This window comes from Chryseobacterium sp. JUb7, assembly GCF_024806495.1.
Classification (GTDB): Bacteria; Bacteroidota; Bacteroidia; order Flavobacteriales; family Weeksellaceae; genus Chryseobacterium.
This window is the reverse complement of the sequence record NZ_JANUFF010000005.1, coordinates 284,766-309,593: the sequence shown is the minus strand read 5'-3', so window position 1 is coordinate 309,593 and position 24,828 is coordinate 284,766. Positions and strand designations below refer to the sequence as shown.

Genomic DNA, 24,828 nt, shown 5'->3' with positions numbered 1-24,828 from the left:
TAGGGCTTATTTTTTATTTGCCATTCTGACTTATATCATTATATTTAAACCACCTTTAACAATTAATTAATATTAATTTTGTTGAACCCAAAAAAGAAATAGAAAATATAAGTAAAATGAAACACGCTAAAATCATCCAAGATTTAGAAAAATTAGGGATTAAAGGAAATTACGAAGTCGTCTATAATCCTTCTTATGAAGAATTGTATCAGGCTGAAGTTGCTCCTGAAAATCAAGGCTTTGAGAAAGCTGAGCTTACGGAATCTGGTGCAGTATCAGTAAAAACAGGAATTTTCACAGGTCGTTCTCCTAAAGACAGGTATATAGTTCAGGATGATGTTACAAGAGAAACAATCTTCTGGGATGGTAAAGTAAATTTACCTACCACAGCGGAAATTTTCCAGTCTTGTAAAGATTTAGTGCTGAACCAGCTTTCTACCTCAAAGAAAATGTATGTTGTAGATGCTTTTTGTGGAACAAATGCTGACACAAGATTAAAAGTAAGGTTCATCGTTGAAGTAGCGTGGCAGGCGCATTTCGTTACTAATATGTTTATCCGTCCTTCTCACTATGAGCTTGAAAACTTCGGAGAGCCTGATTTCACAGTAATCAATGGTTCTAAAACGACAAACCCGAACTGGGAGGCTCAAGGATTGCATTCTGAAAACTTCGTGATGTTCAACCTTACTGAAAAACTTCAGATTATCGGAGGAACCTGGTATGGAGGAGAAATGAAGAAAGGAATGTTCGCTATGATGAACTATTATCTTCCATTAAAGGGAATGGCTTCAATGCACTGTTCTGCAAACGTAGGTGAAGAAGGAGATGTTGCTCTTTTCTTCGGACTTTCAGGAACGGGAAAAACAACTTTATCTGCTGATCCGAAAAGATATCTGATTGGTGATGATGAACATGGTTGGGATAACAATGGAGTATTCAACTATGAAGGAGGTTGTTATGCAAAAGTAATCGACCTTTCTGAAGAAAAAGAACCGGATATTTTCAGAGCAATCAAAAGAGATGCGCTTCTTGAAAATGTTGTGGTGAATAACGGAGTTTCCGACTATACAGACGGATCAATTACAGAAAACACGAGAGTTTCTTATCCGATTTATCATATTAATAAAATCGTTTTGCCTTCAAAAGCAGGACACGCGAGCAAAATTGTTTATCTTTCTGCAGATGCATTTGGGGTATTGCCTCCGGTTTCTGTTTTGGATGAAAATCAGGCTCAATATCACTTCCTTTGTGGGTATACTTCTAAATTAGCAGGTACTGAAAGAGGAATTACTGAACCTCAGCCTTCTTTCTCGCCAGCTTTTGGTGAGGCTTTCTTAACATTACACCCAACAATGTATTCAAAAACATTGATCGGAAAAATGAAGGAGCACGGTGCTAAAGCATACCTGGTAAATACAGGTTGGAATGGTACTGGAAAGAGAATTTCTTTAAAAGATACAAGAGCAATTATTGATGCTATCATTGATGGTTCTATCGAAGATGCTCCAAAAACAAGAATTCCTATTATGAATCTTGAAGTTCCTACAGAATTGCCAAATGTTTCTGATGGTATTCTAGATCCTAGAGATACTTATAACGATGCTTCTGAATGGGAAGAAAAAGCAAAAGATCTTGCGGCAAAATATATCAAAAACTTTGATCAGTATTGCAATACTGAGGAAGGTAAAAAGTTAATTGCTTCAGGTCCTCAGTTACAAGAGCAGACAACAAACTAAATTATAAAGCCTCATCAATTGATGAGGCTTTTTTTATATTTTTTAATGCTTCGACAAGCTCAGCATGACACCGTTATAAAGTGACTGTTAATATATACAATATTGGAAGATAAAAGTTAATCGCTTCAGGTCCTCAGTTACAAGAGCAGACAACAAACTAAATTTTAAAGCCTCATCAATTTGATAAGGCTTTTTTATATTTTGCTTCGACAAACACTGCATGACACCGCTACAAATGTGCTGCTAAATGGTAACAAGTTAATATTAGAGTAGTGTCATGCTGAGCCTGTCGAAGCATCTTTCAATTTTATCTTAATACAATTACTTCAAACTCAAGATCGCCAATCGGTATCCATCCATTCCAAATCCGGACAGAACGGCATCTGAATTAGCAGCGGTTACTGATTTTTGGCGAAATTCCTCTCTTTTGTAAATGTTACTGATATGAACCTCCACCTTCTGTTTCTGAATATTTTTTAAACAGTCGGCAATGGCATAGGAATAATGCGTGAAAGCCCCCGGATTGATCACCAATGCATCAAAATCGTCTTTCTGAAGTCGGTTAATTATTTCACCTTCAATATTGGTCTGATAATATTGTATTTCATGAGAAGGAAATTCAGATTTCAGTTTTTCCAAATAATCTTCCATTGAAATTGTTCCGTAAATTTCAGGTTCTCTTGTGCCTAACAAGTTCAAATTAGGACCGTTTACAATTAAAACTTTCATTCTATAAAATTAATAAGTTTTTTGAATTAATCTCACGTTTATTCAAGTGTTTTTTGATCGTAAAATGATAAAAAATGTGTCAAAAAAGGGGATTAAAGCTTACATTTTGATATATTTTTTTCAAAAAACTACTTGAAAAAACGACATAACTAATAATTGCTTATAGTCTTAAAGTTAAATTTTATCCATTGCATTATTTTTAATGATATTTCTCATATTTGAAAATTTAACATTTCTGTGTAAGTCTTTATTTTATTGGTTTTTAAGTGGAAATTAACTTAATTTTTGTGAAATTATAATTAATTTTTTAAAAGTCTACTTGTTTTATAGACTAATTGTTTTTAGCTTTGCAGACATATTTCGATCGGCTTATAAAGAAAGATGGAGGGAACTGACCCTGTGAAATCTTAACAACCTGCAGAAAGCAAGGTGTTACATTCAGCCTTTAAAGGAAAAATAAGCAATTGGTTAATCGTATTTATCGATGCCCTTTGCTGACTTTTCTGCAAAGGGTTAATTTTTAATATTTGATACATAAAATTGATTATGATTAGCAGAAATTTAATTAATTCAAAAATTTGGATTCCGCCAGTTGCAGCATTCTTTCTGGGAATTGCACAGGTAAACGGGCAGGATACAAAAAAAGATACACTTCGCGAAAAAGAAATAGATGAAGTAGTGGTAGTGGCTTATGGAAAAGCAAAAAGAACAAGTTATACAGGGTCGGTAGCGACAATTTCCAGCGAGAAAATCAACAGCAGACCGGTTACCAATATTACAAAAGCACTGGAAGGACAGGTGCCAGGACTTCAGGCAGTAAGTTCTTCAGGACAACCGGGTTCAACGGCTTCGATAAGAATTCGTGGAATAGGTTCTATCAGTGCTTCGAGTAATCCTCTGTTTGTAGTAGATGGAATTCCTTTTGACGGAAATATCAACTCAATCAGCCCGAATGATATTGAATCGATCAGTGTTTTGAAAGATGCGACAGCAAGTTCATTATATGGTTCAAGAGGGGCGAACGGAATTATCATTATCACGACAAAATCCGGTAAAAAAGGGGAAGCCCGTGTGAATTTTAATATCAGTCAGGGGTTCTCAAGCCGGGCAGTGAAAGATTATGAGCAGCTGAGTACCGACCAATACTATGAGCTGTACTGGGAGGCATTGAGAAACGGATATAAATCAAGCCAGATCTCTTCTCAGCAGGCAGCGCAAATGGCGACTGATAACCTGGTGAATGCATTGGGGATCAATCCCTATGGAGCAAGCTATACAAAACCGGTAGGAACAGATGGGAAATTGGTAGCCGGAGCAACACCTTTATGGAACGACAACTGGAAGGATATCTTACAGAGAGTAGCTTCAAGAAATCAGGTAGATCTGGACATCAGCGGGGGGAATGAAAAGAGTAATTATTTTTTCTCTTTAGGATATCTGGATGATAAAGGAATTGCGATAGAGTCGGGGTTTAAAAGGTACAGTACCAGATTAAAAATCAATTCTGAAGTGAAGAAATGGCTGAATGTCGGAGCCAACTTAGCGTATACCAACAGCCTTCAGGAAGCACCGCCTTCATCAGATTCAAGAACTGATAATGTGATTAATGCAGCGAGAATTATTCCGTCTTTCTATCCTTATTATGAAAGAAATGCAGATGGAAGTTATAAGCTGGATTCCAACGGAAACTATATTTATGATTTCGGAAAATACAGACCTACAAGTGCATTGCAGAATGAAAATGCGGCTGCAACACTGCCTCTGGATAAAAACGAGAACAGAGAAGATAATTTTTCAGGAAAAGGTTTTGCTGAATTTACTTTCTTACCGGAACTTAAATTCCGGACAAGTTTCTCTGTTGATTTAGTAAATTACAACGGTCATTATTATACCAATCCTTTATTGGGAGAAGGCGCGGAAATCGGAGGTTCGGTAACGAAAACCAACTCGAGAACGCTGTCTTATACAACAAGTAATATTTTGACGTATGATAAAAAATTCGGACAGCACCATATTAATATTTTGGGTGGTCAGGAATTTTATCATTATGAATATCAGACCATTTCAGGAAGCAGAAGTCAGTTTTCACTTCCATATTATTACGAGCCTGATGCAGCGGCCTTGTTAGGCGGATTCAGCGGAAGCAGTGATAAATTGGGATTGCTAAGTTATCTAGGTAAAGCGGAATACGATTACCAGAATAAATATTTCCTCTCAGGATCGGTAAGAGCAGATGGTTCTTCAAGATTTTCTCCTGAAAACAGATGGGGAACATTCTGGTCTGTGGGAGGTTCATGGAAAGCATCTAATGAAGCTTTTATTAAGAATTTAAATTTCTTCAATCAGTTAACACTTCGAGCAAGCTACGGTGGACAGGGGAATGATAAGCTGAGCACTTATTATGCATATCAAAGTTTGTATTCTTTTTACAATAATCTGGGTGAAGGAGGTACAGTGGCGAGTAAATTGCCAACTCCGGACCTCAAATGGGAAACCAATCTTAATTTAAACGTAGGTTTGGAATTTGCCATTTTAAAAAACAGAATTAAAGGTAACGTAGAATATTTCCAGCGCCAGAGTAAAGATCTTTTATTCGGAATGCCTTTGGCTCCGTCTTTAGGTTTCAGTGAATATCAGGCAAACATCGGAGAATTGAAAAATACAGGTTTTGAGTTTTCATTATTTACAACACCAATTAAAACTAAAGATTTTGAATGGAATGTAGATTTGAATTTAAGCACTTTAAAAAATGAAATCACGAAGCTTCCAAAAGGATCGATTGTCAGCGGAACAAAACTGTTGCAGGTGGGAGGATCAATCTATGATTTCTTCATTCCGGAATGGATGGGAGTGGATCCAACAAACGGAAATCCGCTTTGGAAAACGATTACGACGGATGCTAATGGAAATACGGTGGAAGGAACGACTTCAGAATATGCCAAAGCTACAAAAACGCTTCAGGGCTCATCACTTCCTAAAGTAATGGGAGGTCTGACGACAAGCTTAGCTTACAAAAATTTTGATTTTTCAACGTTGGTGACTTTCAGTATCGGAGGGAAAATATTAGATACCGATTATACGATGCTAATGCATAACGGAAGTTCGGCAGGGCGCGCCTGGAGTGCAGAAATGATCAACAGATGGACTCCGGAAAATACTGATACGGATGTTCCGGCTTTAAGCACAACCACCAATAACTGGACTTCAACGTCATCGAGATTTTTATACTCTGGAACATATGCCAGGGTGAAAAATGTAAGTTTGGGGTATACGCTTCCGACAAATTATTTTGAAAAAATCGGACTGAAGAAATTCAGAGTGTATGTTCAGGCTGAAAATCTTTTAACATTCTACAAACACAAAGGAATGGATCCTGAGCAGACTTTAGATGGGACGACGTATTACAGATATCCTGCAATGAGAACGATCACTTTCGGATTACAGGCAACTCTTTAAAACTTTTAAAATTAAAACAATGAAAAAATTAAAATATCTATCTTTTGCTTTAATCACAACCCTGTCTTTAATAAGTTGTGAAAGCGATCTGGAAACAGCTCCTACCAATCAGGCGAATGAAGCGGAAGTTTTTAAAACAGCCGAAAGTGCTGAAACAGTTATTAACGGGACCTGGGCAAAATTCAATGATGATGGAACAACCTATGCCAATATCGGATATTCTACTGTGTTGAGAACAAGCGATGCGATGGGAAGTGATGTAGCGGTTTTGACCAATAAATACGGTTTTCCGGGTGCCTATGCTTTTACAGATCTGGTGAACAATACCGGAAGCAGACCTTTGTATATCTGGAATTCTTTATATTCTGTAATCAATAATATGAATAATGTTATTGCCAGAATTGATGCTGCAGAAGGAACTCAGGAGAAAAAAGATCAGGTAAAAGGTCAGGCAAAAGCATTAAGAGCATTTTGCTATCTGAATCTGGCGAGTTTTTACCAGTTCAGTTATTTGAAAGATAAAAATGCATTAACGGCTCCGATTTATACTGAACCAACGACAACCAACTCAGTCGGAAAGAAAAAAGCAAGTCTGGAGGAAATTTATACGTTGGTTAAAAGTGATTTAACTGATGCTGATCAATTGCTTCAAAACTATTCAAGAAATAATAAGGATAAAATCGACAGATCGGTTGTAAATGGTTTGTTGGCAAGAGTTTATCTGAATACAGGAGACTGGACGAAGGCTGCTGCTTCCGCAAAAATTGCCAGAAACGGATATGCCCTGATGACTGCCGAGAAATATAAAGATGGCTTCAATGACATTAGTAACGGTGAGTGGATCTGGGGACACGGTCAGACACAGGAACAGTCGGGTGAAAGTTATGCTTTCCATTTTTTAGATGTTTCGTCTTCGGGAAGTTATTATTACAGCTTTATGGCAGATCCTTACTTTAAAGATCTGTTTGATACGAATGATATCCGTTATTCTTTATTCTCATGGGATGGAAATCCGGGAAGGGAAGGGCTTTTAAGATATGCTAAGTTTAAATTTAAAGCGAATTTAATTGCAGATATCGTTTTCATGAGAGCAGCTGAAATGTATTTAATTGAAGCTGAAGCTGAAGCCAGAAACGGAAACGTCAGCAACGCAGTAGCCGTTTTAAATCAGTTGAAATCGGCAAGAAATGCGAATCAATATACAGGATCTTTGGCTCAAAATGACGTCATCAAAGAAGTTTTGATTGAAAGAAGAAAAGAACTTTTTGGAGAAGGTTTTTCATTATCTGATATCATCAGAACACAGGGGACAGTTGTAAGAAAACCATTCACAAATACCAGCGGACAAGCGATTCAGGTACAAATTACCACTCCGGACGGTGTCGTGAAAACGGTAAACGGAAGAGGGCATACGATTTTTGCTTTCCCTGACCAATCAGCGTTTGTGGCGAACAGTAGATATTACTTGTTTTCGATTCCGCAGAAGGAAATTGAGAATAATCCGAATTTGTAGATTAGTACGACCTATAGAAAAGCCGCCTCACAATTTGTGAGGCGGCTTTTTGTAATGCTATCTATGATTTAAATTTTACTGATGTTCTCGGAATTTTTTTGAAAGGCTTTCAATTTAGAATGTGATACCATCTTATAAATAATCTTCAAACATATTTTTGCCCTCATGATAAATAGTATACTGTGTATTTTGGGAATCTCATATTTGAATATAAATCGTTCCATCATCATTTTTTCCTACATTCAAATATATATTGTCTTCCTGTTCGTTTGTCTCGACTTCTATTTCGCCATTGATATTAATAAATGACTCTAAAGCCTCAGGCTCTTTTGTGATAATCATTTTTTCATTACTGCAGTTTGAATTCTTATTTTAATTTTCATTGTTGTATTTAATTTATTGGGTTGTTTAAACGCCAAAGAAGCACTGAACTAAATGTAGTGAATTTCCAAATATTGTTTGCTGCCAATTTCTTGGAGACGGTTCGGATTCATAGTTTTGGAAAGAAGACACTGTAAAAAATTCCCCCGAATATTTTCGGGAGAATTTGGTAATTTAGGATTCTAATAGATATTTTGGTATTGTTTTTTTAGACTTTAAATAATCATAAAATTTTTTCTGATTATTACCTTTAATAACTCTTAATGTTATTCTATCTTTCTTGACAATAATAAATATTTCTCGTTTTGGAATTTCTTAATATCTAAATATTTTTGGTTTATCATATATCCAATATTCATTATTCTATATGAACCATCATTTTGTTTTTCTACAACTGCATCTTTTGTTTCTCCATATTTAAATTTTAAAAAGAATTTTCCATCACAATTATATACTTCTTCCAACATTGATTCATTTTTGCACGGTGATAAATAAAGAGTACAAAATTTTCCTGTTTGAGCAAAAATATTTATGTAACTAAATAACAATATCAATAATATATTTTTCATTTGATTATCTATTTTATTGGCCAATACCATACTTTGCTAGCTAAATAATTTCCAAAACTTAATTTTATTTTCATTTCATGCATTGCGTGGTTCAATCCACCAACAATAACAGAATCCAAGATATAGCAAGGTTTATTCGATTTTAATTTGTTTCTTGTCTGGATCAACCACATTTATTATAATTTGTTGATTATTCTTTAATTCCCCTTCTCCATATTCATCTGAGCCAAATGCGAAATTTGGTCCATCTGTCTCAAAACTATAACGATTCATTTTATTGATTTTAAGAGTCGCCATCCCTAAAGAATCAGTCAAGTATTGCCCTATTTCAACATATCTTCTAGGAATTCCCCATTTTGCTTGTCTTATTGTAACAGTGTCATTTATCCTAGGTTGCTTTGTCTGAGAGTCTATAACCTTTATAGTAATTGTAATTTGATTCTTTAAATCTGAACTATTGTCACAACTTACTAAAGTCATGCAAAAAAATATCAGTATTGATTTATAAACCATATGCTTTTCGTATAATATTTAAATGACTAACGGGTACTCCAGGTTTATAATATTCACCTGTATAATTAATCTGATTGATAATAGGAAATGAAAATTTTGCTTTTACAGGACTACCAACGAAGGGATTATCGAGATTACAATATGATATACCATACATTTTTTCAATGTCTTTTTTGTTATAAGTTCCATCTTCATTAATTATGTAAAGAGGGTCTGAAGAAAGCTCAATTTTTACAGAGTCATAAATAGATAATGATTCATTCATAATATTAATTTCTGATTTTTTTTCTCACATGAGAGAAAAAATAGTATTACAAAGAAGAAATATTTTTCATTACTGCAGTTTTGAATTGTTATTTTAATTTTTATTCCTATTTGATAACTTTTCATCTTTTAAGAATAAAAGGAACTTTGTTAGAAACAATTTCTCCTGTAAATATTTTATATTTTTTTGAACCCCCGATAATAGAGGAAAATCGATGGATCATTTGTTTTGGAATATTTAAATGTATTTGATAATCATATCTTTTGTCATTCTCTACTTCAAAATATAGAGTTGCTCCATCATCTGCTGGAGAATTATAGAAAGGTAAAGTAATATCAAGACAGAATGATCGAGTTTCTTTGGGAGCCAGCGTTATTATTCTTTTGCTTATTTCGTGGAAAATTCTGATATCATAAATATCTTTAAAGTTCAATTCATTTTTCTTTTTAAATTGTAAAAGTTCTTTATTTGTTGGAAATGGATATTTTCTAGTTCCTCTAGTGTAAGGTAGATTTCCGGTTTGCTTATTTTTTAATATTCCATTTTCATAAATTCTAAAATCGGCCAATCCAAGATAAAGCTCATCGACAGCTTCATTTTCAACATTGCTGAATCCTGTTGAATCTATTATTATTTTATAATATTCATTTGAATGATTAATGATATCATAGCAAATTTTTATTTTCTTGTATGAACCTAATTCCCTGTCAGATAAGGGGAATTCTTTAAAATCATCAGGAATTTTAATTTCCAAGTCTTGTGCAAAATTGATATTAAAAAGAAATAATAATAAAATAGATAACCTCATACTCTAAAGTAAAAAAGAATTTTTTCAAAAATATTAAAAGTAAATTACATTTAGAAAATTTCTCTACCTTTGTCTCAATGAACCTTTTCAGATTTATTTTGGCATTCTATTTCATGGCTTTATCTGTTATGCCATGCGAAGATGTGCACCAAAAATCAGGTTCAGCTGAAGCAAAATTAGCTCTAAGCATCGAAGAATCTCACTCCAAAGACAAAGGAGATATTTGCTCCCCATTGTGCGTTTGTAATTGCTGCCAGATTACAGTGACAGCTTTTAAAATGGAGCCTTTAATCAAGATTCCTGAACAGATTCAGGCTTATTTTTGCAAGAAAATTCTTTTTCAGAAGAATAATTTCGCATATCAGGTTTACGACCATATCTGGCAGCCGCCTAAGATTTAATTATTGATTTTAAACATTCCATGAAACTTTGCAATACCGTTGCAGAGGTCTTCGTGATATTTTTGCATTTCATCGTTGTCAAACCTCATAGGTTTCTAAAACCAATGAGATTTAGAGGGAATCTATTCTAATTCAATAAGATGAAATGTAAAATATTTTTCAATTAAAATTAACCGGTTGTCTGTCTTTGCTAATTGAAACGCCTTTGTGAACTTAAACAAGATTAGTCGTTAAAGAAAATCTCTGTACTCTTTGCGTTAAAAAAGAACAATCAAAACAGACAATCACAAATTAAATCTCAATTTGTTAGATAAAATCATAAAATTCAGTATTAAAAACAAGATTGTTATTGGAATAATGACCTTGCTGCTCATTATTTGGGGAGTGTGGAGTGCCACAAAACTTCCCATTGATGCCGTTCCTGATATCACCAATAATCAGGTGCAGATTATTACCGTTTGTCCAACCTTGGCAGGACAGGAAGTCGAACAATTGGTGACTTTTCCAATTGAACAAAGCATTGCCAATGTTCCGGATATTGAAGAGACCAGAAGTATTTCGCGTTTCGGATTGTCGGTCATTACTGTTGTTTTTAAAGATAAAGTAGATGTCTATTTTGCCCGTCAGTTAATCAATGAAAGATTAAAACAGGCCGAAGAAAATATACCCAAAGGAATCGGAACTCCTGAGCTGACACCTGTCAGTACAGGATTAGGTGAAGTCTACCAGTATATTTTACACCCTAAAAAAGGAAGTGAGAAGAAGTATAATGCAAAAGACCTCCGGACAATGCAGGACTGGATTGTTGCCCGGCAGTTATATGGAACAGAAGGCGTCGCTGAGGTCAACAGTTTTGGAGGTGAATTAAAACAATATGAAGTTGCCGTTAATCCCAATCAGTTAAAAGCAATGGGAGTAAGTGTTTCGGATATCTTTACGGCTCTTGAAAAAAATAATCAGAATACCGGAGGCGCTTATATTGATAAAAAACCGAATGCGTATTTCATTCGTGGAATAGGCCTGGCAACTTCATTGGAGGATGTGAAAAATATTGCGGTGAAAAATTCCGGGGCTGTTCCGATTTTTATTAAAGATGTTGCCGATGTCCGTTTCGGAAATGCAACGAGATACGGAGCAATGACGTATAACGGTCAGACCGATGCGGTTGGAGGTGTTGTAATGATGCTGAAAGGCGCCAACAGCAATGATGTGGTCAACAGAATAAAAGAAAAAATTCCGACCATTCAGAAGTCGCTTCCTCAGGATATTGTTATTGAGCCTTTTTTAGACAGAACGGATTTAGTCGACCGCGCCATTGGAACAGTGGAGAAGAATCTGGTGGAAGGAGCATTAATTGTCATCTTCGTTTTAGTGTTGTTTCTCGGAAATTTCAGGGCCGGATTGATCGTTGCATCAGCCATTCCATTATCACTTTTATTTGCGTTGGGAATGATGAATGTATTTGGCGTAAGTGCCAATTTAATGAGTTTGGGAGCGATTGATTTTGGATTAATTGTCGACGGAGCCGTTATTATTGTTGAAGCCACTTTGCATCACTTAGGCTTAAGAAAATCCATGCAGAAACTCACGCAGAGCGAAATGGATGAAGAAGTTTTTTTATCTGCCTCAAAAATTCGCGGGAGTGCGGCATTCGGGGAAATTATTATTTTAATTGTATACATTCCGATTCTTACACTAGCCGGAATTGAAGGGAAAATGTTTTCTCCAATGGCTAAAACAGTAGGATTTGCAATTCTCGGAGCTTTGATTCTTTCTCTGACTTACATTCCGATGATGTGTGCGCTTTTTCTTTCGAAAAAAATATCACATAAAGAAAATTTTTCCGATAAAATGATGAACTGGCTGCAAAAAATATATCAGCCTTTACTGCAGAAAGCAATTAAGATTAAATATAGTATTGTTACTGTTACAGTCGTTTTATTTTCCATATCAGCATTAATTTTCAGTAGAATGGGCGGTGAGTTTATTCCTCAGTTGCAGGAAGGTGATTTTGCATTTCACTGTATTTTACCACAGGGAAGTTCTTTAAGTCAGAGTATTGAAACTTCAATGCAGGCGTCCAGAATTATCAGGCAGTTTGATGAGGTGAAAATGGTCGTTGGAAAAACCGGTTCAGCAGAAGTTCCCACAGACCCGATGCCACCGGAAGCTACCGATTTAATCATTGTTTTAAAGCCACAGAAAGAATGGAAATCAAAAAAATCATACACGGAATTGGCAGAAGAAATTACTGAAAAACTGGAATTGATTCCCGGAGTTTTCTTTGAAGCCAATCAGCCGATTCAGATGCGTTTTAATGAATTGATGACCGGAATTAGGCAAGATGTTGCTGTGAAAATATTTGGTGAAAATATGGATTCTCTCTCTGTTTATGCCGATAAAGTGAGCAGAGTGATTCAGAATGTTGAGGGAGCTACTTCTCCGCAGGTTGAAAGGGTAGGAGGTTTGCCGCAGATTAATGTAACGTATGACCGCACGAGAATTGCCAATTATGGTTTAAATGTAGAAGACGTCAATGATGTATTGAGTACTGCATTTGCCGGAAAAACTGCCGGACAGATTTTCGAAAATGAAAGACGTTTTGATCTGGTCGTGAGACTGGATAGTTTGTATCGAACGGATATTGAAGATGTCAGTAATTTAATGGTTCCCACAAATACCGGAACTCAGGTTCCATTATCACAGGTTGCCAATATTGAATATAAACTGGGACCGGCTCAAATCAGTCGTGAAGCCGGAAAACGGAGAATTGTTATTGGTTTTAATGTGAAAGGAAAAGATGTGGAAAGTGTAGTGAAAGATATTCAGCAAAAATTAGAAAAAGAAGTAAAACTTCCATCCGGATATTATTTTACTTATGGCGGACAGTTTGAAAATTTAAAAGAAGCCAGTCAGCGATTGATGATAGCAGTTCCCATTTCACTTTTACTGATTTTTATGTTATTGTATTTTACATTCCGCTCGTTTAAGCAGGCGCTGTTAATATTTACAGCCATTCCGATGAGTGCCATTGGAGGTGTTTTTGCACTTTTGTTAAGAGGGATGCCTTTCAGTATCAGTGCAGGAATCGGATTCATAGCCTTATTTGGGGTGGCCGTTCTGAACGGAATTGTACTCATTGGAACTTTCAATCAATTGGAAAAAGACGGAATTTCCGGTGTGTCCAAAAGGGTTATTGAAGGAACAAAAGCGAGGCTCCGACCTGTTTTAATGACGGCCACGGTAGCATCGTTCGGATTTTTACCGATGGCGGTGAGCACAAGTGCGGGTGCTGAGGTTCAGAAGCCTTTGGCAACAGTCGTTATCGGAGGTTTGATCTCAGCAACTTTCCTCACGTTATTTGTATTGCCGATGTTATATATTATTTTTAATTCTAAAATTAATCTTAAAAATAAAATCTTCAGAAAGCCTTTAACGGTTATCATTCTGATAGGTTTTTTATGGGCGAGCCCAAACATTAAAGCCCAAAATTTGAGAGAGATTTCTTTGAATGAGGCGATAGAGCTGATGCAGAAAAATAATCCGTCTATCAGGTCAAAAGACTTGAGTATTCAATCTTCGGAAGCATTAAAGCCTACAGCAAAAGAACTCCCGAAATTAGATTTCAGCGCGCAGTTGGGGCAATACAACAGTCCGAAATTCGACCAGTCGTTTGCAATTTCTCAAAGTATTCCGTTTCCGACTCTGTTTAAAGCCAGAAAAGAACTGATTCAGTCAGAAATTAAAAGCAAAAAACTGGAAAGACAAGTCACCGAAAATGAATTGATAAAGCAGGTTCGAAGTTACTTTTATCAGATTGAATATCTGCAGTATAATCAAACCAAACTTCAATATCTGGACAGTTTGTATGGTGATTTTATAAGAATAGCAACAGTAAGATTTAAAGCTGGAGATATCAAAAAAATTGAAATTAATACAGCAGAAACTCAGAAAGGGGAAATCATTTTACTGCTTCAGCAAAATAAAGTGTATTTGAATAATGCGAATAAAAACTTAAAGGTTTTACTAAATACTGACGAAGACTTTTCAGTTCCCTATTCTCAGCATTATGAGCCTTTAAAAGCAGAATATCTTCTGGACAGTACAACAGTTGCCAATCATCCGTCTATTCAGATTTTTAAGCAAAACATGGAAGTGCTGGAAAAAAATAAAAATGTTGAAAAAGCGCAGGGATTACCTGATTTTAGCATAGGCTATACCAATCAGTCTTTGATAGGTTTTCACACTCTGAATGGCCAGGAAAAGTTTTACGGTGCCGGAAACAGATTCAATTCGGTAAGCGTTGGAGTTGCGATTCCCCTGACTTTTGGAGCGACAAAAGCCAGAATTAAATCTCTGGAGCTGCAAAAACAAATGGAAGAAAGCAATGCAAAATCTCAGCAGCAACAGCTGGATGCTCAACTAAGAAATTCGTTGAATCAGTATCAGCAGGATGTTCAGCAATATCAATATTATCTGAATCAGGCGGTTCCTAATGCAAAAAAAATCGTCCAAGCCGCTCAGTTAGGCTATAAAACGGGTGAGATTTCTTATGTAGAATATCTTTTTGCCTTACAGACCGCTACAGATATTGAGCTTAAATATCTGCAATCCATTCAACAGGTAAACCAGACTGTTATTAACATCAACTCTTTAATTAATCAATAAAATGAAGTTAAAATTAAATATCATCATCCTTATTCTTTTGTCAATTGTTCTTTTTAGTTGTAATAAAAATGAAAAGGCGGAAGAAACAAAGGAGAAAACTGAAGAACATTCCGAAAATGAAAATGAGACCATTGCTTCATTGACAGAAGAGCAGATGAACACTGTAGGGGTAACACTCGGACAAATTGAAATGAAGGAACTGACAGCCATTATCAAAGCCAACGGAGCGCTGAGTGTACCCAATAACAATAAAGCAAATGCTACTTCTCTGTATGGCGGGGTTATCAAAACATTAAATGTGCAGGTTGGAGATTATGTAAAAAAAGGTCAGGTGATTGCGACAATTGCCAATCCGGAGTTTATTCAGTTGCAGGAAGATTATCTGACGACAGGAAGCCGGATAACTTTTGCCGAACAGGAATACAGAAGACAAAAAGAACTTTTCGATAATGATGCCGGGGCAAAAAAAAATCTACAAAATGCAGAAGCAGAATTAAAAACATTAAGAACAAAAAGGGCTTCTCTTCAAAGACAGATCCAGATGATGGGAATCAGCCCCGGAAGTGTTTCGAATTCAAATTTAAAATCAGGACTTGTGGTAACCGCACCAATCAGTGGGACGATCAGTAATATTTTGTTGCAAATCGGAAGTTATATCGATGTTTCATCTCCTGTTGCAGAAATTGTTGATAACAGTTCTTTACATCTCGATTTACAGGTTTTTGAGAAAGATTTACCATCGATAAAAGTAGGACAGAAAATTCATTTTACACTGACGAATAGCCCTGTGGAAGAATATGACGCTGAGGTCTACAGCATCGGAACGGCTTTTGAAAATCAAAGTAAAACAATTCCGATTCACTGTAAGGTAAAAGGAAACAAAAGCGGCTTAATCGACGGAATGAATGCCACGGCTGTTGTGAGTTTAAATAATAAACTAATGCCTGCAGTTCCGAATACGGCCATCACCAGCTCAGACGGAAAAGATTATATTTTTCTTGTTACCGCTCAAAAAACGGAAGAGCATAAAGATGAAAAATCTCAGGAAAAGCACAACGGAAAAACCGTTAACTTTGAGAGAGTGGAAGTGGTAAAAGGAACTTCAGAAATGGGGTACACGGCCATTACACCAGTGAAGTTTATTCCGGAAGGAGCGAAAATTGCCGCAAAAGGAGCATTTTTTATTAACGCAAAACTGACCAATTCAGGAGAGCACGAACATTAAGAGACCAACATCATGAAAAAAGATATCGAAAATAAATTAATAGATAAAAATACAAAGCCTACAAGCATGAGGATTCTGGTTTATGATTTTTTGAGTTCTCAGGAAGCGGCTTTGTCACTGTCCGAAATTGAGAATTATTTTGAAAATGCTGACAGAACTACGATTTACAGAACCCTGAAAACGTTTGAAGAAAAAGGAATTGTTCACAGTATTCAGGAAAATACAACGACAAAATATAAACTTTGTCATGACGGCTGTGATGAAAATACACACAAAGACTGGCATCTTCATTTCTACTGTAAAATCTGTAAACAGACGACCTGCAAAGAAGACATTTCTTTTCCTGAAAACATTCAGACGAATTTCCGGATTGATGAAATAAGACTTTTTGCCAAAGGAATCTGTGAAAACTGCCTCGAAAGTTTGCAATAGTATTGCATTAAGTTTAAAACTAAATTTGATTAAAATTATTCAGTTATGGAAGAATGCTGCAGTACAAAACCTAAAAAAGAACACAATCACAGTCATGAAGGTCACGACCACGACCATTCGCATGACACGGGAGACAAATCAACGTTTCAGATGTTTCTTCCTGCGATAGGTTCTTTTGCGTTATTGTTAATAGGAATTGCTTTAGATAATTATATAAAACCCGCTTGGTTTACTGGCTGGATTCGCTTAGTCTGGTATCTAATTGCTTATATTCCGGTTGGATTGCCTGTTCTAAAAGAAGCTTATGAAAGCATTACAAACGGCGATGTTTTCTCTGAATTTTTCTTGATGGGAATCGCGACAGTCGGGGCTTTTGCTATCGGAGAATATCCGGAAGGTGTTGCGGTGATGCTTTTCTATTCTGTAGGTGAAGTTTTCCAGGCTATGGCGGTGACGAGAGCAAAAAGCAACATCAAATCTTTACTCGACCAGCGTCCCGATGAGGTAACTATTTTAAAAGACGGAAAACCACAAACTGTAAAAGCTGAAAAAGTAAATATCGGAGAAATTATTCAGTTAAAATCGGGGGAAAAGCTTGGCCTGGATGGAGAGTTATTATCACAAACAGCTTCATTCAATACATCAGCTTTAACAGGGGAAAGTAAGCCCGATACCAAAACAAAAGGCGAAACCGTTTTAGCAGGAATGATCAACTTGAATACCGTCAGTCAGGTGAAAGTTACCACGGCGTACAAAGACAGTAAGTTGAGCAAAATTTTAGAATTGGTTCAAAATGCAACGGCTCAAAAAGCACCGACGGAATTATTTATCAGAAAATTTGCAAAAATTTACACGCCAATTGTCGTTTTTCTGGCTATTGGAATTACATTGTTGCCCTATTTGTTTGTTGATGATTATCAGTTCAGAACATGGCTGTACAGAGCATTGGTATTCTTGGTGATTTCATGTCCTTGTGCGTTGGTAATTTCAATTCCTTTGGGATATTTCGGAGGAATCGGAGCAGGAAGCCGAAACGGAATTTTATTTAAAGGGAGTAATTTTCTTGATGCTTTGGCGAATGTTCAAAACGTAGTGATGGATAAGACCGGAACGATGACAGAAGGTGTTTTCAAAGTACAGGAAGTTGATTTTAATAATGAATTTAATAAAGATGAAATTTTAAAACTTATCAATGCTTTAGAAAGTAAAAGTTCACATCCTGTTGCCACCGCAATCCACGAATATGTTGGAGAAGTCGACCATTCTGTCCAATTGGAAAATGTGGAAGAAATTGCCGGACATGGTTTAAGCGCAACCATTAACGGAAAGGAATTGTTAGTCGGGAATTTTAAATTGATGGATAAATTTAACATCAATTACGATCTCAAGCCTGAAAAAATTGTCTATACTTTAATTGCTGTTGCTTACGAGAAAAAATTTGTCGGTTATTTGACTATTGCAGATTCAATTAAAGCTGATGCGCAATTAACCATCAATAAATTAAAATCATTAAATGTAAAAACCACAATGTTGAGTGGTGATAAAACATCCGTTGTTCAATATGTTGCTGACAGTTTGAGAATCGAAAATGCTTACGGAGACTTGCTTCCAGAAGATAAAGTAAATAAAGTCAAAGAAATTAAAGCCAAAAATCAAACGGTAGCTTTTATCGGAGATGGGGTAAATGACGCTCCTGTAGTCGCTTTAAGTGATGTCGGAATTGCAATGGGAGGACTCGGAAGTGATGCTACGATTGAAACTGCGGATGTCGTCATTCAGGATGATATGCCCAGTAAAATTCCAATGGCGATCAATATCGGAAAACAGACTAAAAAAATTGTCTGGCAAAATATTATTTTAGCTTTTGCGATCAAAGCGATTGTTCTCGCCCTTGGAGCCGGAGGCTTGGCAACCATGTGGGAGGCTGTTTTCGCAGATGTAGGAGTGGCTTTGCTCGCTATTTTAAATGCTGTGAGAATTCAACGCATGAAGTTTTAATGAGGACAGTATAAAATATTTAAGCAATGTATTTTATAAATCCTTGTCAAGGTTCTAAACCTTGACAAGGATTTTTTTCATTAAAACTCATCACAATTAACAAAAACCCATCCACTAAAAACTGACTTTCATCATAAATCCCTCATAAAAACAAAATTCAGTAGTATATTTGTACAACAGAAGTACAATTGAAATTTTTCATTTCCATATTCGTTATTTTTACGATTGCATTACGCCCGGTTTTGCCATTGATTAACTATGCAGTTAACTATGATTACATCGTGAAAAATCTTTGTGAAAATAGAAATGTTCCTCAATCGACTTGTAAAGGGAAATGTTTTGTTGAGAAAGAACTGGCAAAAACAGAAAAACAATCCAACAATAACCAAAATATAAAAATTGCGGGACTGGATGTTTTTCTTTCCAATGAAATTCTTTCTTTTTCAGGGAGACATCAATCTGATATTCCTGTAAAAAATCCAAATTCGGATGATATTAATTTTCACACTTCAGAATATTTTTCCCGAATATTTCATCCTCCTTTAGCTTAAATCATATTTTAAACTGGATGTTTAGTCGAATTTAATATTAAATAAACTTAGCGGTCAATTGCTTAGCGTAACGCCCTTGTGAGCGTATAAGTATGAAGTTTTTGAAAAGAAACTTTGTGAGCCTGGTGTTTTTAAAATAATATTAAATTCCAGTTTAAAAACCAATCAGCTTCATTCACTACTATTATTAATTTCAATTTTAATTAAAATGAAATCAAAAATTCTTTTAACGGCATTATTGTCGGTATCCTTAATGGCTTGTGCCCAGGAAACACCTAAAGTAAAGCATAAAAAAACAAATACTTCTGGAAAATCAAATGCCCAGAAAGTGAAATTTGCCAACGCGACAGATCCGATTTGTCATATGCCAACTGAACCCGATATGAAAGATACGGCAGTCTATAAAAATAAAACGTACGGTTTTTGCAGTACTTACTGTAAAGACGAGTTCAAGAAAAATCCTGAGAAATATGCCCAAAAATAAAAATCCCAATAATACAAAGACTAAAGTCATTGTTCCCATCGCAGTTATTGCACTGCTTTTCTTGGGTATCGGTGTGGGAATGGGGTATTTTAAAAAGAGTCTCTATACCGTAATGAAAGTTCCGGATTTTGAACTGACTGACCAGAATAATAAGAGGATTACCAATAAAGATATGCTCGGGAAAGTTTATCTGGTGGAATTTTTCTTCAGCAGGTGCCCTACGATTTGTCCGGTGATGAATACCAATATGAGAGCTATTGAAGATGAGATCAGCAATCCTGATTTTGGAATCATATCCATCAGTATAGATCCCGAAAATGATACTCCTGAATTATTAAAACAACATGCCAAAGGAATTGGTGCAAAATCACCCAACTGGCATTTTTTAACAGGAAACAGAGATTATATCGGGAAAATTGCAGATCAGTTTAATATTTATGTAGGAGATAAAGAAGATGAAAGCGAAAGCCTCAACCACAGCGGGATGATCGCTCTTGTCGATAAAGAAGGAAACATCCGTTGCCGATATAATAAGGATAATATGCCAATTTTATATTATTCAGGATTGAACTATGAAGATCCTGAAGGGAAAACTCCTAAACTGACAGGGAAATATCATCCTGACAGAGAAATTTTAATAGAAGATATTAAGAAATTGTTGAAATAAGAGGTGGGAAGCCACATGATGGAAGAAGAAAGTTATCAACAACTTAGTCGTAAACTTCCATCCAAAATATAAACCATAAAAAACAAAACGTTATGAAGATTATGAAAATTGCTGCTTTAAGTGCAGTATTTGCGGCGCAGTTTGCGTTGGCACAGTTTAAGCAAAATCCTTTACCATATGCTTATAATGCTTTGGAAGGTAATATTGATGCCCAAACGATGGAAATCCATTATTCAAAACATGCAGCAGCTTATGTTGCCAACCTGAATAAGGCAATTGCAGGAACTCCGCAGGAAAAACAGACTCTGTTTCAAATCATGTCGAATGTTTCAAAGCTACCGGCAGCGGTAAGAAATAATGCAGGAGGTCACTACAATCACGAGTTATTCTGGACAGTTCTTACGCCTGAAAAAAATACCAAACCATCTGAAAAATTATCAAAAGCGATTAATTCTTCTTTTGGAAGTATGGATGCGTTCAAAGAAAAAATGAGCAAAGCGGGAGCAGATCGTTTCGGTTCTGGCTGGGCTTGGCTTTCTGTGGATAAAAACGGAAAATTGTTCGTGTCTTCAACACCAAATCAGGACAACCCTTTGATGGATGTAGTGGAAGAAAAAGGAACTCCTATTTTCGGAATTGATGTATGGGAACATGCGTATTATCTGAAATATCAGAATAAAAGAGCTGATTATTTAACTGCCATCTGGAATGTAACCAACTGGAAAGAAATCAGCAGAAGATACGAAGAAGCCATCAGTAAAAAATAATTCATGAACTTTATTTGCAGCATATTCCTCACTTTATTTGTGGTATTCAGACCTCTGGTGCCATTGGTGGAGTATGCTGTAAATTATGATTATATTTCCGAAGTTTTGTGTATCAATAAAAGCAATCCCGAGCTTCACTGTAACGGCAAATGTTATGTAAGCAAACAAATTGCAAAGACGAATGATGCCGATTCTTCTCCTTTAAATAAAACAAAAAATTCAGGGCAAAAATTACTGGATATCTATGTTCTTCCTGAAATTACCGGAATCAATACAACAGAAAATGCTTTCTTTTCAAGTTTCAGTTTTCTTTATGAAACAGCATATTCTTTTCTGTTTTTAAAAAATATTTTCCGACCACCGGTTTTCTAAGTAAATTTTTCAAATCTTGTTTTAACTGCAAAAGTTTTGCATCTGTTTTAAAATAAACGTGTAGTTATCATTCCATAGGGATCTTGGCAAAAAATTTCACGTAATAACTTTTAAAAGCTCCGCTTAGATTCTCTCCGAATAATAAAGAGAATTACTGATGCTGTGCAAATTTTTGCAGTTTAAAAAAATTGAATGTTCAACCATTCAATAATCATTTCTATTTATAAAATTCAACTTAAAAAATCTACAATGAAAATGTTTAAATTTTTATCATTATGCCTTATTGCCTTTACTTTTTTCACTTTTGTTTCTTGTCGAAATAATGATGAAGACGATTCATCAACAGAAACAACCGGGAATATTCAGCTTAAATTCGAAAATGGGTTTAATAATCTTGGAGATATTGTTTTAAATCAAACGACCCAAACTTCTTCACAAGGGCAAAAACATCAGTTCTCTGCATTAAAATATGTGATCAGCAACATCAGTTTGATTGATGAAAACGGAAATGAGTTCAAATACAATGAAAATAATCCGGATAAAGGCGCTTTCATTATCGACCAGGCTGATGCAGCTGCGGGAATAGTTTATGTTAATCTCAATGAGATCCCAAAAAACAATTATAAAAAAGTGAAATTCGGCTTAGGAATCAGTCAGAATGCTTATCTGCTGGGACAGGACGGACAGGCAGAATTCTGGAATAAAGCTAAAATTAAAGGAATGTCATGGTCTTGGGCCGCTGGTTATGTTTTTGTAAAACTGGAAGGGAAATACGGCACAAATTCTCAAGGCACAGAATTTATGAATCATACCGGAAACATGGGGAATGTAACGGCTAACGGAACGCCGGATCTTTACCGTGAAGTGACCTTGAGTCTTCCGACTACAGCAAGAGTGACAGGCACAATTACTCCTTCCATCCATATTTTAGCAGATCTCAATCAGTATTTGAGTGGAGAAAATCCACTTAGTTTGACCTCTGCCAATGACATGATGATGGGATCAGGTCAGCATTTGGTGAGTGTTACGAATAATTTAACGAAAATGTTTAAAGTAGACCATGTTCACAATGATTAAAATATTTAAGACAGGGGTGCTTCTTTTTTCTTTTCTAAGTTTTGTATCATGTTCCGATGAGGTGATAGAGCCGCTGGAAAAAGATGAGATTTACAATTTGTCGTTTCCATCGTACTTTCCGGAAATGACTTTTGATACATCAGGAAATCCGATTACAAAAAATGGAGTAGAACTGGGGAGAAAATTATTCTATGAAGGAAGGCTTTCGCGAAATAATACTATTTCCTGCGGTTTCTGTCATATTCAGGAAAATGCATTTACCCATCACGGTCATACAGTGAGCCATGGCGTTGATGACAGAATAGGAATAAGGAATGCTCCGCCCATTCAGAATATGGCTTTTCTAAAACGATACATGTGGGACGGAGTGATCCATAATCTAAATGAACAGCCAATAATTCCGATAACTAATGAAGATGAAATGGACAGTTCAATGCCCGAGGTGATTTCAAAATTAAGTTCAGATTCGAAATATAAAAAATTATTCAAAGAAGCTTACGGAGATGAAAATATTACAGGTGAAAGAGTTTTGAAAGCTTTATCTCAATTTATGATAACAATGATTTCTGCAGATTCTAAATATGACCGGGTGAAACTGGGAAAAGAAAATTTTTTATCGGATGAAGCTCAAGGAATGAATTTATTTCAACAGAAGTGTTCTTCCTGCCACAGCGGAGCATTGTTTACGGATGAGAGTTTCAGAAATACAGGAATGTATTATAACACACAATTTAAAGATGCCGGAAGGTATCGGGTGACGCTTGACCAAAACGACTGGATGAAATTTCGGGTCCCGACTTTAAGAAATGTAGAATACACAGCACCTTATATGCACGATGGAAGATTTTATACTTTGGAAGCCGTGCTTAATTTCTATTCGGATAATGTAGAAGATAATCCGAATCTTGATCCGCAATTAAAACAAAACGGACATATTGGAATCGCGATGAATACGCAGGAAAAACAATTTATCATCGCTTTTCTGAAAACATTGTCTGATAAAAATTTTATCTCTAATCCAAAATTTGCAGAATAATTTTATTTATGAAGAAGATATTTTTAATTATAAGTTTGATTTTATTGAATTTAGCTCAGGCTAAAACAATCAGTGACAGTCTCTATATTCCAACTGATTTTCACGCAATGGTTTTTGATGATTGTGATGCTTGTGGATGTGCTGCAGGAAACGGTTCATCAGGTTTTGAATCATTATTGAACCCTCAGTTTATTGGGATTAAATATTTTGCCCAACATTATAAAGCAAAAGAAAACCTTTTTGTAAAAGATTTGACGCAGGATCAATATTTTAATACCATTCAGCTTTGGGGGAAGATTCCATTAACTAAAAAACTGAGTGTTTATGCAAGTTTACCGTTCCATTTCCATGAAAAGAAAACCATGCAGGGAGATATTAAAATCAATGGAATCGGAGATTTAAATCTGATGGGGATTTATCAGTTATTAAATTCAAAAGACAATATCCATCAACTGAATGGAGGAGTTGGTGTAAAAGTTCCGTTGGGAAAATTTGATGAAAAAGGAGTTTCGGGGGTCAATCCGAGTTTTCAGCTGGGAACGGGAAGTTGGGATTATCAGATGGTTCTGAATTATAAATTTCAGAAAAACAAACTGGCTGTTCTACTGAATACAGATTACACTTTAAAAACTGAAAATAAAAAATACTACCGTTTCGGAAATCAATGGAATTATGCAGCTACAGGTTTTTATCAGATTTTATCAAATGAAAAAGTGAATTTTTCAGGAAAAGCGGGTTTGCAGGGAGAGGTCTATGACCGGAATAAACAATTTGATGAGGTTTTACCCAATACAGCCGGAAGTGCATTATACGGAAAGTTAGGCTTTGAGGCTTCTTACAAGAAATTCAGTTTGGGAAGTGAAATCATGCTTCCTACGTATTCCAATTTGGCAGGAGGAGATATTGAGGCTAAATCACGTTTTAGTATTTTCCTGAATTTTGGGATTTAAATTTCTATTAAAACGCAAAGATTTTATTTAAAAACCCCTTGATTTTAAGGCGAAAAGATGATCAGCGAAGTTGTTTGATGAAACGATGGATAAGAACTTAAGCTTCTTCTAATCAATTATAATTGATTTAATCTTTGTTCCTTAAAAATATTCACAACAAAAAATGAAAACTTTGCGTTAAAAAAAGATTTTTTATTAAACCAGTTTTAAAATATATTTGCTTGAAAATC

The 24,828-nt window shown here is 35.6% G+C and carries 21 protein-coding genes and 1 riboswitch; of the genes, 16 read left to right on the top strand and 5 right to left on the bottom strand.

Going from position 1 to position 24,828, the window contains the following annotated elements:
- Positions 1-116: 116 nt before the first annotated feature.
- Entirely contained in the window at positions 117-1,736 is a 1,620-nt protein-coding gene (gene pckA / locus M2373_RS12235; RefSeq protein WP_259111046.1) for a phosphoenolpyruvate carboxykinase (ATP), read from the top strand.
- 321 nt (positions 1,737-2,057) lie between these two features.
- Here the strand turns inward: pckA and M2373_RS12230 are convergent, their stop codons facing one another.
- The gene (locus M2373_RS12230; protein WP_259111045.1) at positions 2,058-2,465 is read right to left on the bottom strand and encodes a type II 3-dehydroquinate dehydratase; all 408 of its coding nucleotides are present in this window, start codon (positions 2,463-2,465) and stop codon (positions 2,058-2,060) included.
- 366 nt (positions 2,466-2,831) lie between these two features.
- Positions 2,832-2,928, top strand: a riboswitch (SAM riboswitch).
- Between the two features lie 83 nt (positions 2,929-3,011).
- Between M2373_RS12230 and M2373_RS12225 the strand changes: the two genes are divergently transcribed.
- Together M2373_RS12225 and M2373_RS12220 are read left to right on the top strand one after the other, a co-directional pair.
- Positions 3,012-5,921, top strand: coding sequence for a TonB-dependent receptor (locus tag M2373_RS12225; protein ID WP_259111043.1), 2,910 nt, complete (start codon positions 3,012-3,014; stop codon positions 5,919-5,921).
- Positions 5,922-5,940: 19 nt separating this feature from the next.
- The gene (locus tag M2373_RS12220; protein WP_259111041.1) at positions 5,941-7,434 is read left to right on the top strand and encodes a RagB/SusD family nutrient uptake outer membrane protein; all 1,494 of its coding nucleotides are present in this window, start codon (positions 5,941-5,943) and stop codon (positions 7,432-7,434) included.
- A gap of 647 nt (positions 7,435-8,081) precedes the next feature.
- Here M2373_RS12220 and M2373_RS12215 read toward each other — a convergent pair.
- From M2373_RS12215 to M2373_RS12200, 4 genes are all read right to left on the bottom strand, one after another.
- Positions 8,082-8,384: a hypothetical protein gene (locus M2373_RS12215; RefSeq protein ID WP_259111037.1), complete on the bottom strand. Its 303-nt coding sequence runs from the start codon at positions 8,382-8,384 to the stop codon at positions 8,082-8,084.
- A gap of 132 nt (positions 8,385-8,516) precedes the next feature.
- Complete coding sequence (locus M2373_RS12210; RefSeq protein ID WP_259111035.1) at positions 8,517-8,864, bottom strand: hypothetical protein; 348 nt, start codon at positions 8,862-8,864, stop codon at positions 8,517-8,519.
- Positions 8,865-8,886: 22 nt separating this feature from the next.
- Positions 8,887-9,162, bottom strand: coding sequence for a hypothetical protein (locus M2373_RS12205; RefSeq protein ID WP_259111033.1), 276 nt, complete (start codon positions 9,160-9,162; stop codon positions 8,887-8,889).
- 121 nt (positions 9,163-9,283) lie between these two features.
- Positions 9,284-9,916, bottom strand: a complete 633-nt coding sequence (locus M2373_RS12200) for a hypothetical protein (protein WP_259111031.1) — start codon at positions 9,914-9,916, stop codon at positions 9,284-9,286.
- Between the two features lie 131 nt (positions 9,917-10,047).
- Here M2373_RS12200 and M2373_RS12195 point away from each other — a divergent pair, with 131 nt between their 5' ends.
- From M2373_RS12195 to M2373_RS12135, 13 genes are all read left to right on the top strand, one after another.
- The gene (locus M2373_RS12195) at positions 10,048-10,371 is read left to right on the top strand and encodes a DUF6660 family protein (RefSeq protein ID WP_259111029.1); all 324 of its coding nucleotides are present in this window, start codon (positions 10,048-10,050) and stop codon (positions 10,369-10,371) included.
- Positions 10,372-10,674: 303 nt separating this feature from the next.
- A complete protein-coding gene (locus M2373_RS12190; protein ID WP_259111027.1) occupies positions 10,675-15,039 on the top strand; it encodes a CusA/CzcA family heavy metal efflux RND transporter in 4,365 nt (1,454 codons plus the stop codon).
- 1 nt (position 15,040) lies between these two features.
- Entirely contained in the window at positions 15,041-16,264 is a 1,224-nt protein-coding gene (locus M2373_RS12185) for an efflux RND transporter periplasmic adaptor subunit (RefSeq protein WP_259111025.1), read from the top strand.
- A gap of 12 nt (positions 16,265-16,276) precedes the next feature.
- On the top strand, positions 16,277-16,696 hold the full coding sequence (locus tag M2373_RS12180; protein WP_259111023.1) for a Fur family transcriptional regulator: 420 nt from the start codon (positions 16,277-16,279) through the stop codon (positions 16,694-16,696).
- A gap of 45 nt (positions 16,697-16,741) precedes the next feature.
- The gene (locus tag M2373_RS12175; RefSeq protein ID WP_259111020.1) at positions 16,742-18,694 is read left to right on the top strand and encodes a heavy metal translocating P-type ATPase; all 1,953 of its coding nucleotides are present in this window, start codon (positions 16,742-16,744) and stop codon (positions 18,692-18,694) included.
- Positions 18,695-18,882: 188 nt separating this feature from the next.
- Entirely contained in the window at positions 18,883-19,245 is a 363-nt protein-coding gene (locus tag M2373_RS12170) for a hypothetical protein (RefSeq protein WP_259111017.1), read from the top strand.
- 208 nt (positions 19,246-19,453) lie between these two features.
- Positions 19,454-19,729 (top strand): YHS domain-containing protein, encoded by a 276-nt coding sequence (locus M2373_RS12165; RefSeq protein ID WP_259111015.1) that lies wholly within the window; start codon positions 19,454-19,456, stop codon positions 19,727-19,729.
- Positions 19,716-20,396, top strand: a complete 681-nt coding sequence (locus M2373_RS12160; protein WP_259111013.1) for an SCO family protein — start codon at positions 19,716-19,718, stop codon at positions 20,394-20,396. The genes M2373_RS12165 and M2373_RS12160 overlap by 14 nt, the downstream gene beginning before the upstream one ends.
- Positions 20,397-20,488: 92 nt before the next feature.
- Complete coding sequence (locus M2373_RS12155; protein WP_310468380.1) at positions 20,489-21,163, top strand: superoxide dismutase; 675 nt, start codon at positions 20,489-20,491, stop codon at positions 21,161-21,163.
- Between the two features lie 3 nt (positions 21,164-21,166).
- Positions 21,167-21,535 carry a hypothetical protein gene (locus M2373_RS12150; protein ID WP_259111011.1) on the top strand — a complete coding sequence of 123 codons (369 nt, stop codon included), beginning with the start codon at positions 21,167-21,169 and terminating at the stop codon, positions 21,533-21,535.
- A gap of 249 nt (positions 21,536-21,784) precedes the next feature.
- A complete protein-coding gene (locus M2373_RS12145) occupies positions 21,785-22,612 on the top strand; it encodes an MbnP family protein (RefSeq protein WP_259111009.1) in 828 nt (275 codons plus the stop codon).
- Positions 22,605-23,648 (top strand): cytochrome-c peroxidase, encoded by a 1,044-nt coding sequence (locus M2373_RS12140; RefSeq protein WP_259111007.1) that lies wholly within the window; start codon positions 22,605-22,607, stop codon positions 23,646-23,648. Before M2373_RS12145 ends, M2373_RS12140 begins: the two co-directional genes overlap by 8 nt.
- An 8-nt stretch (positions 23,649-23,656) precedes the next feature.
- Positions 23,657-24,598: a transporter gene (locus tag M2373_RS12135; RefSeq protein ID WP_259111005.1), complete on the top strand. Its 942-nt coding sequence runs from the start codon at positions 23,657-23,659 to the stop codon at positions 24,596-24,598.
- The last annotated feature ends 230 nt before the right edge of the window (positions 24,599-24,828 follow it).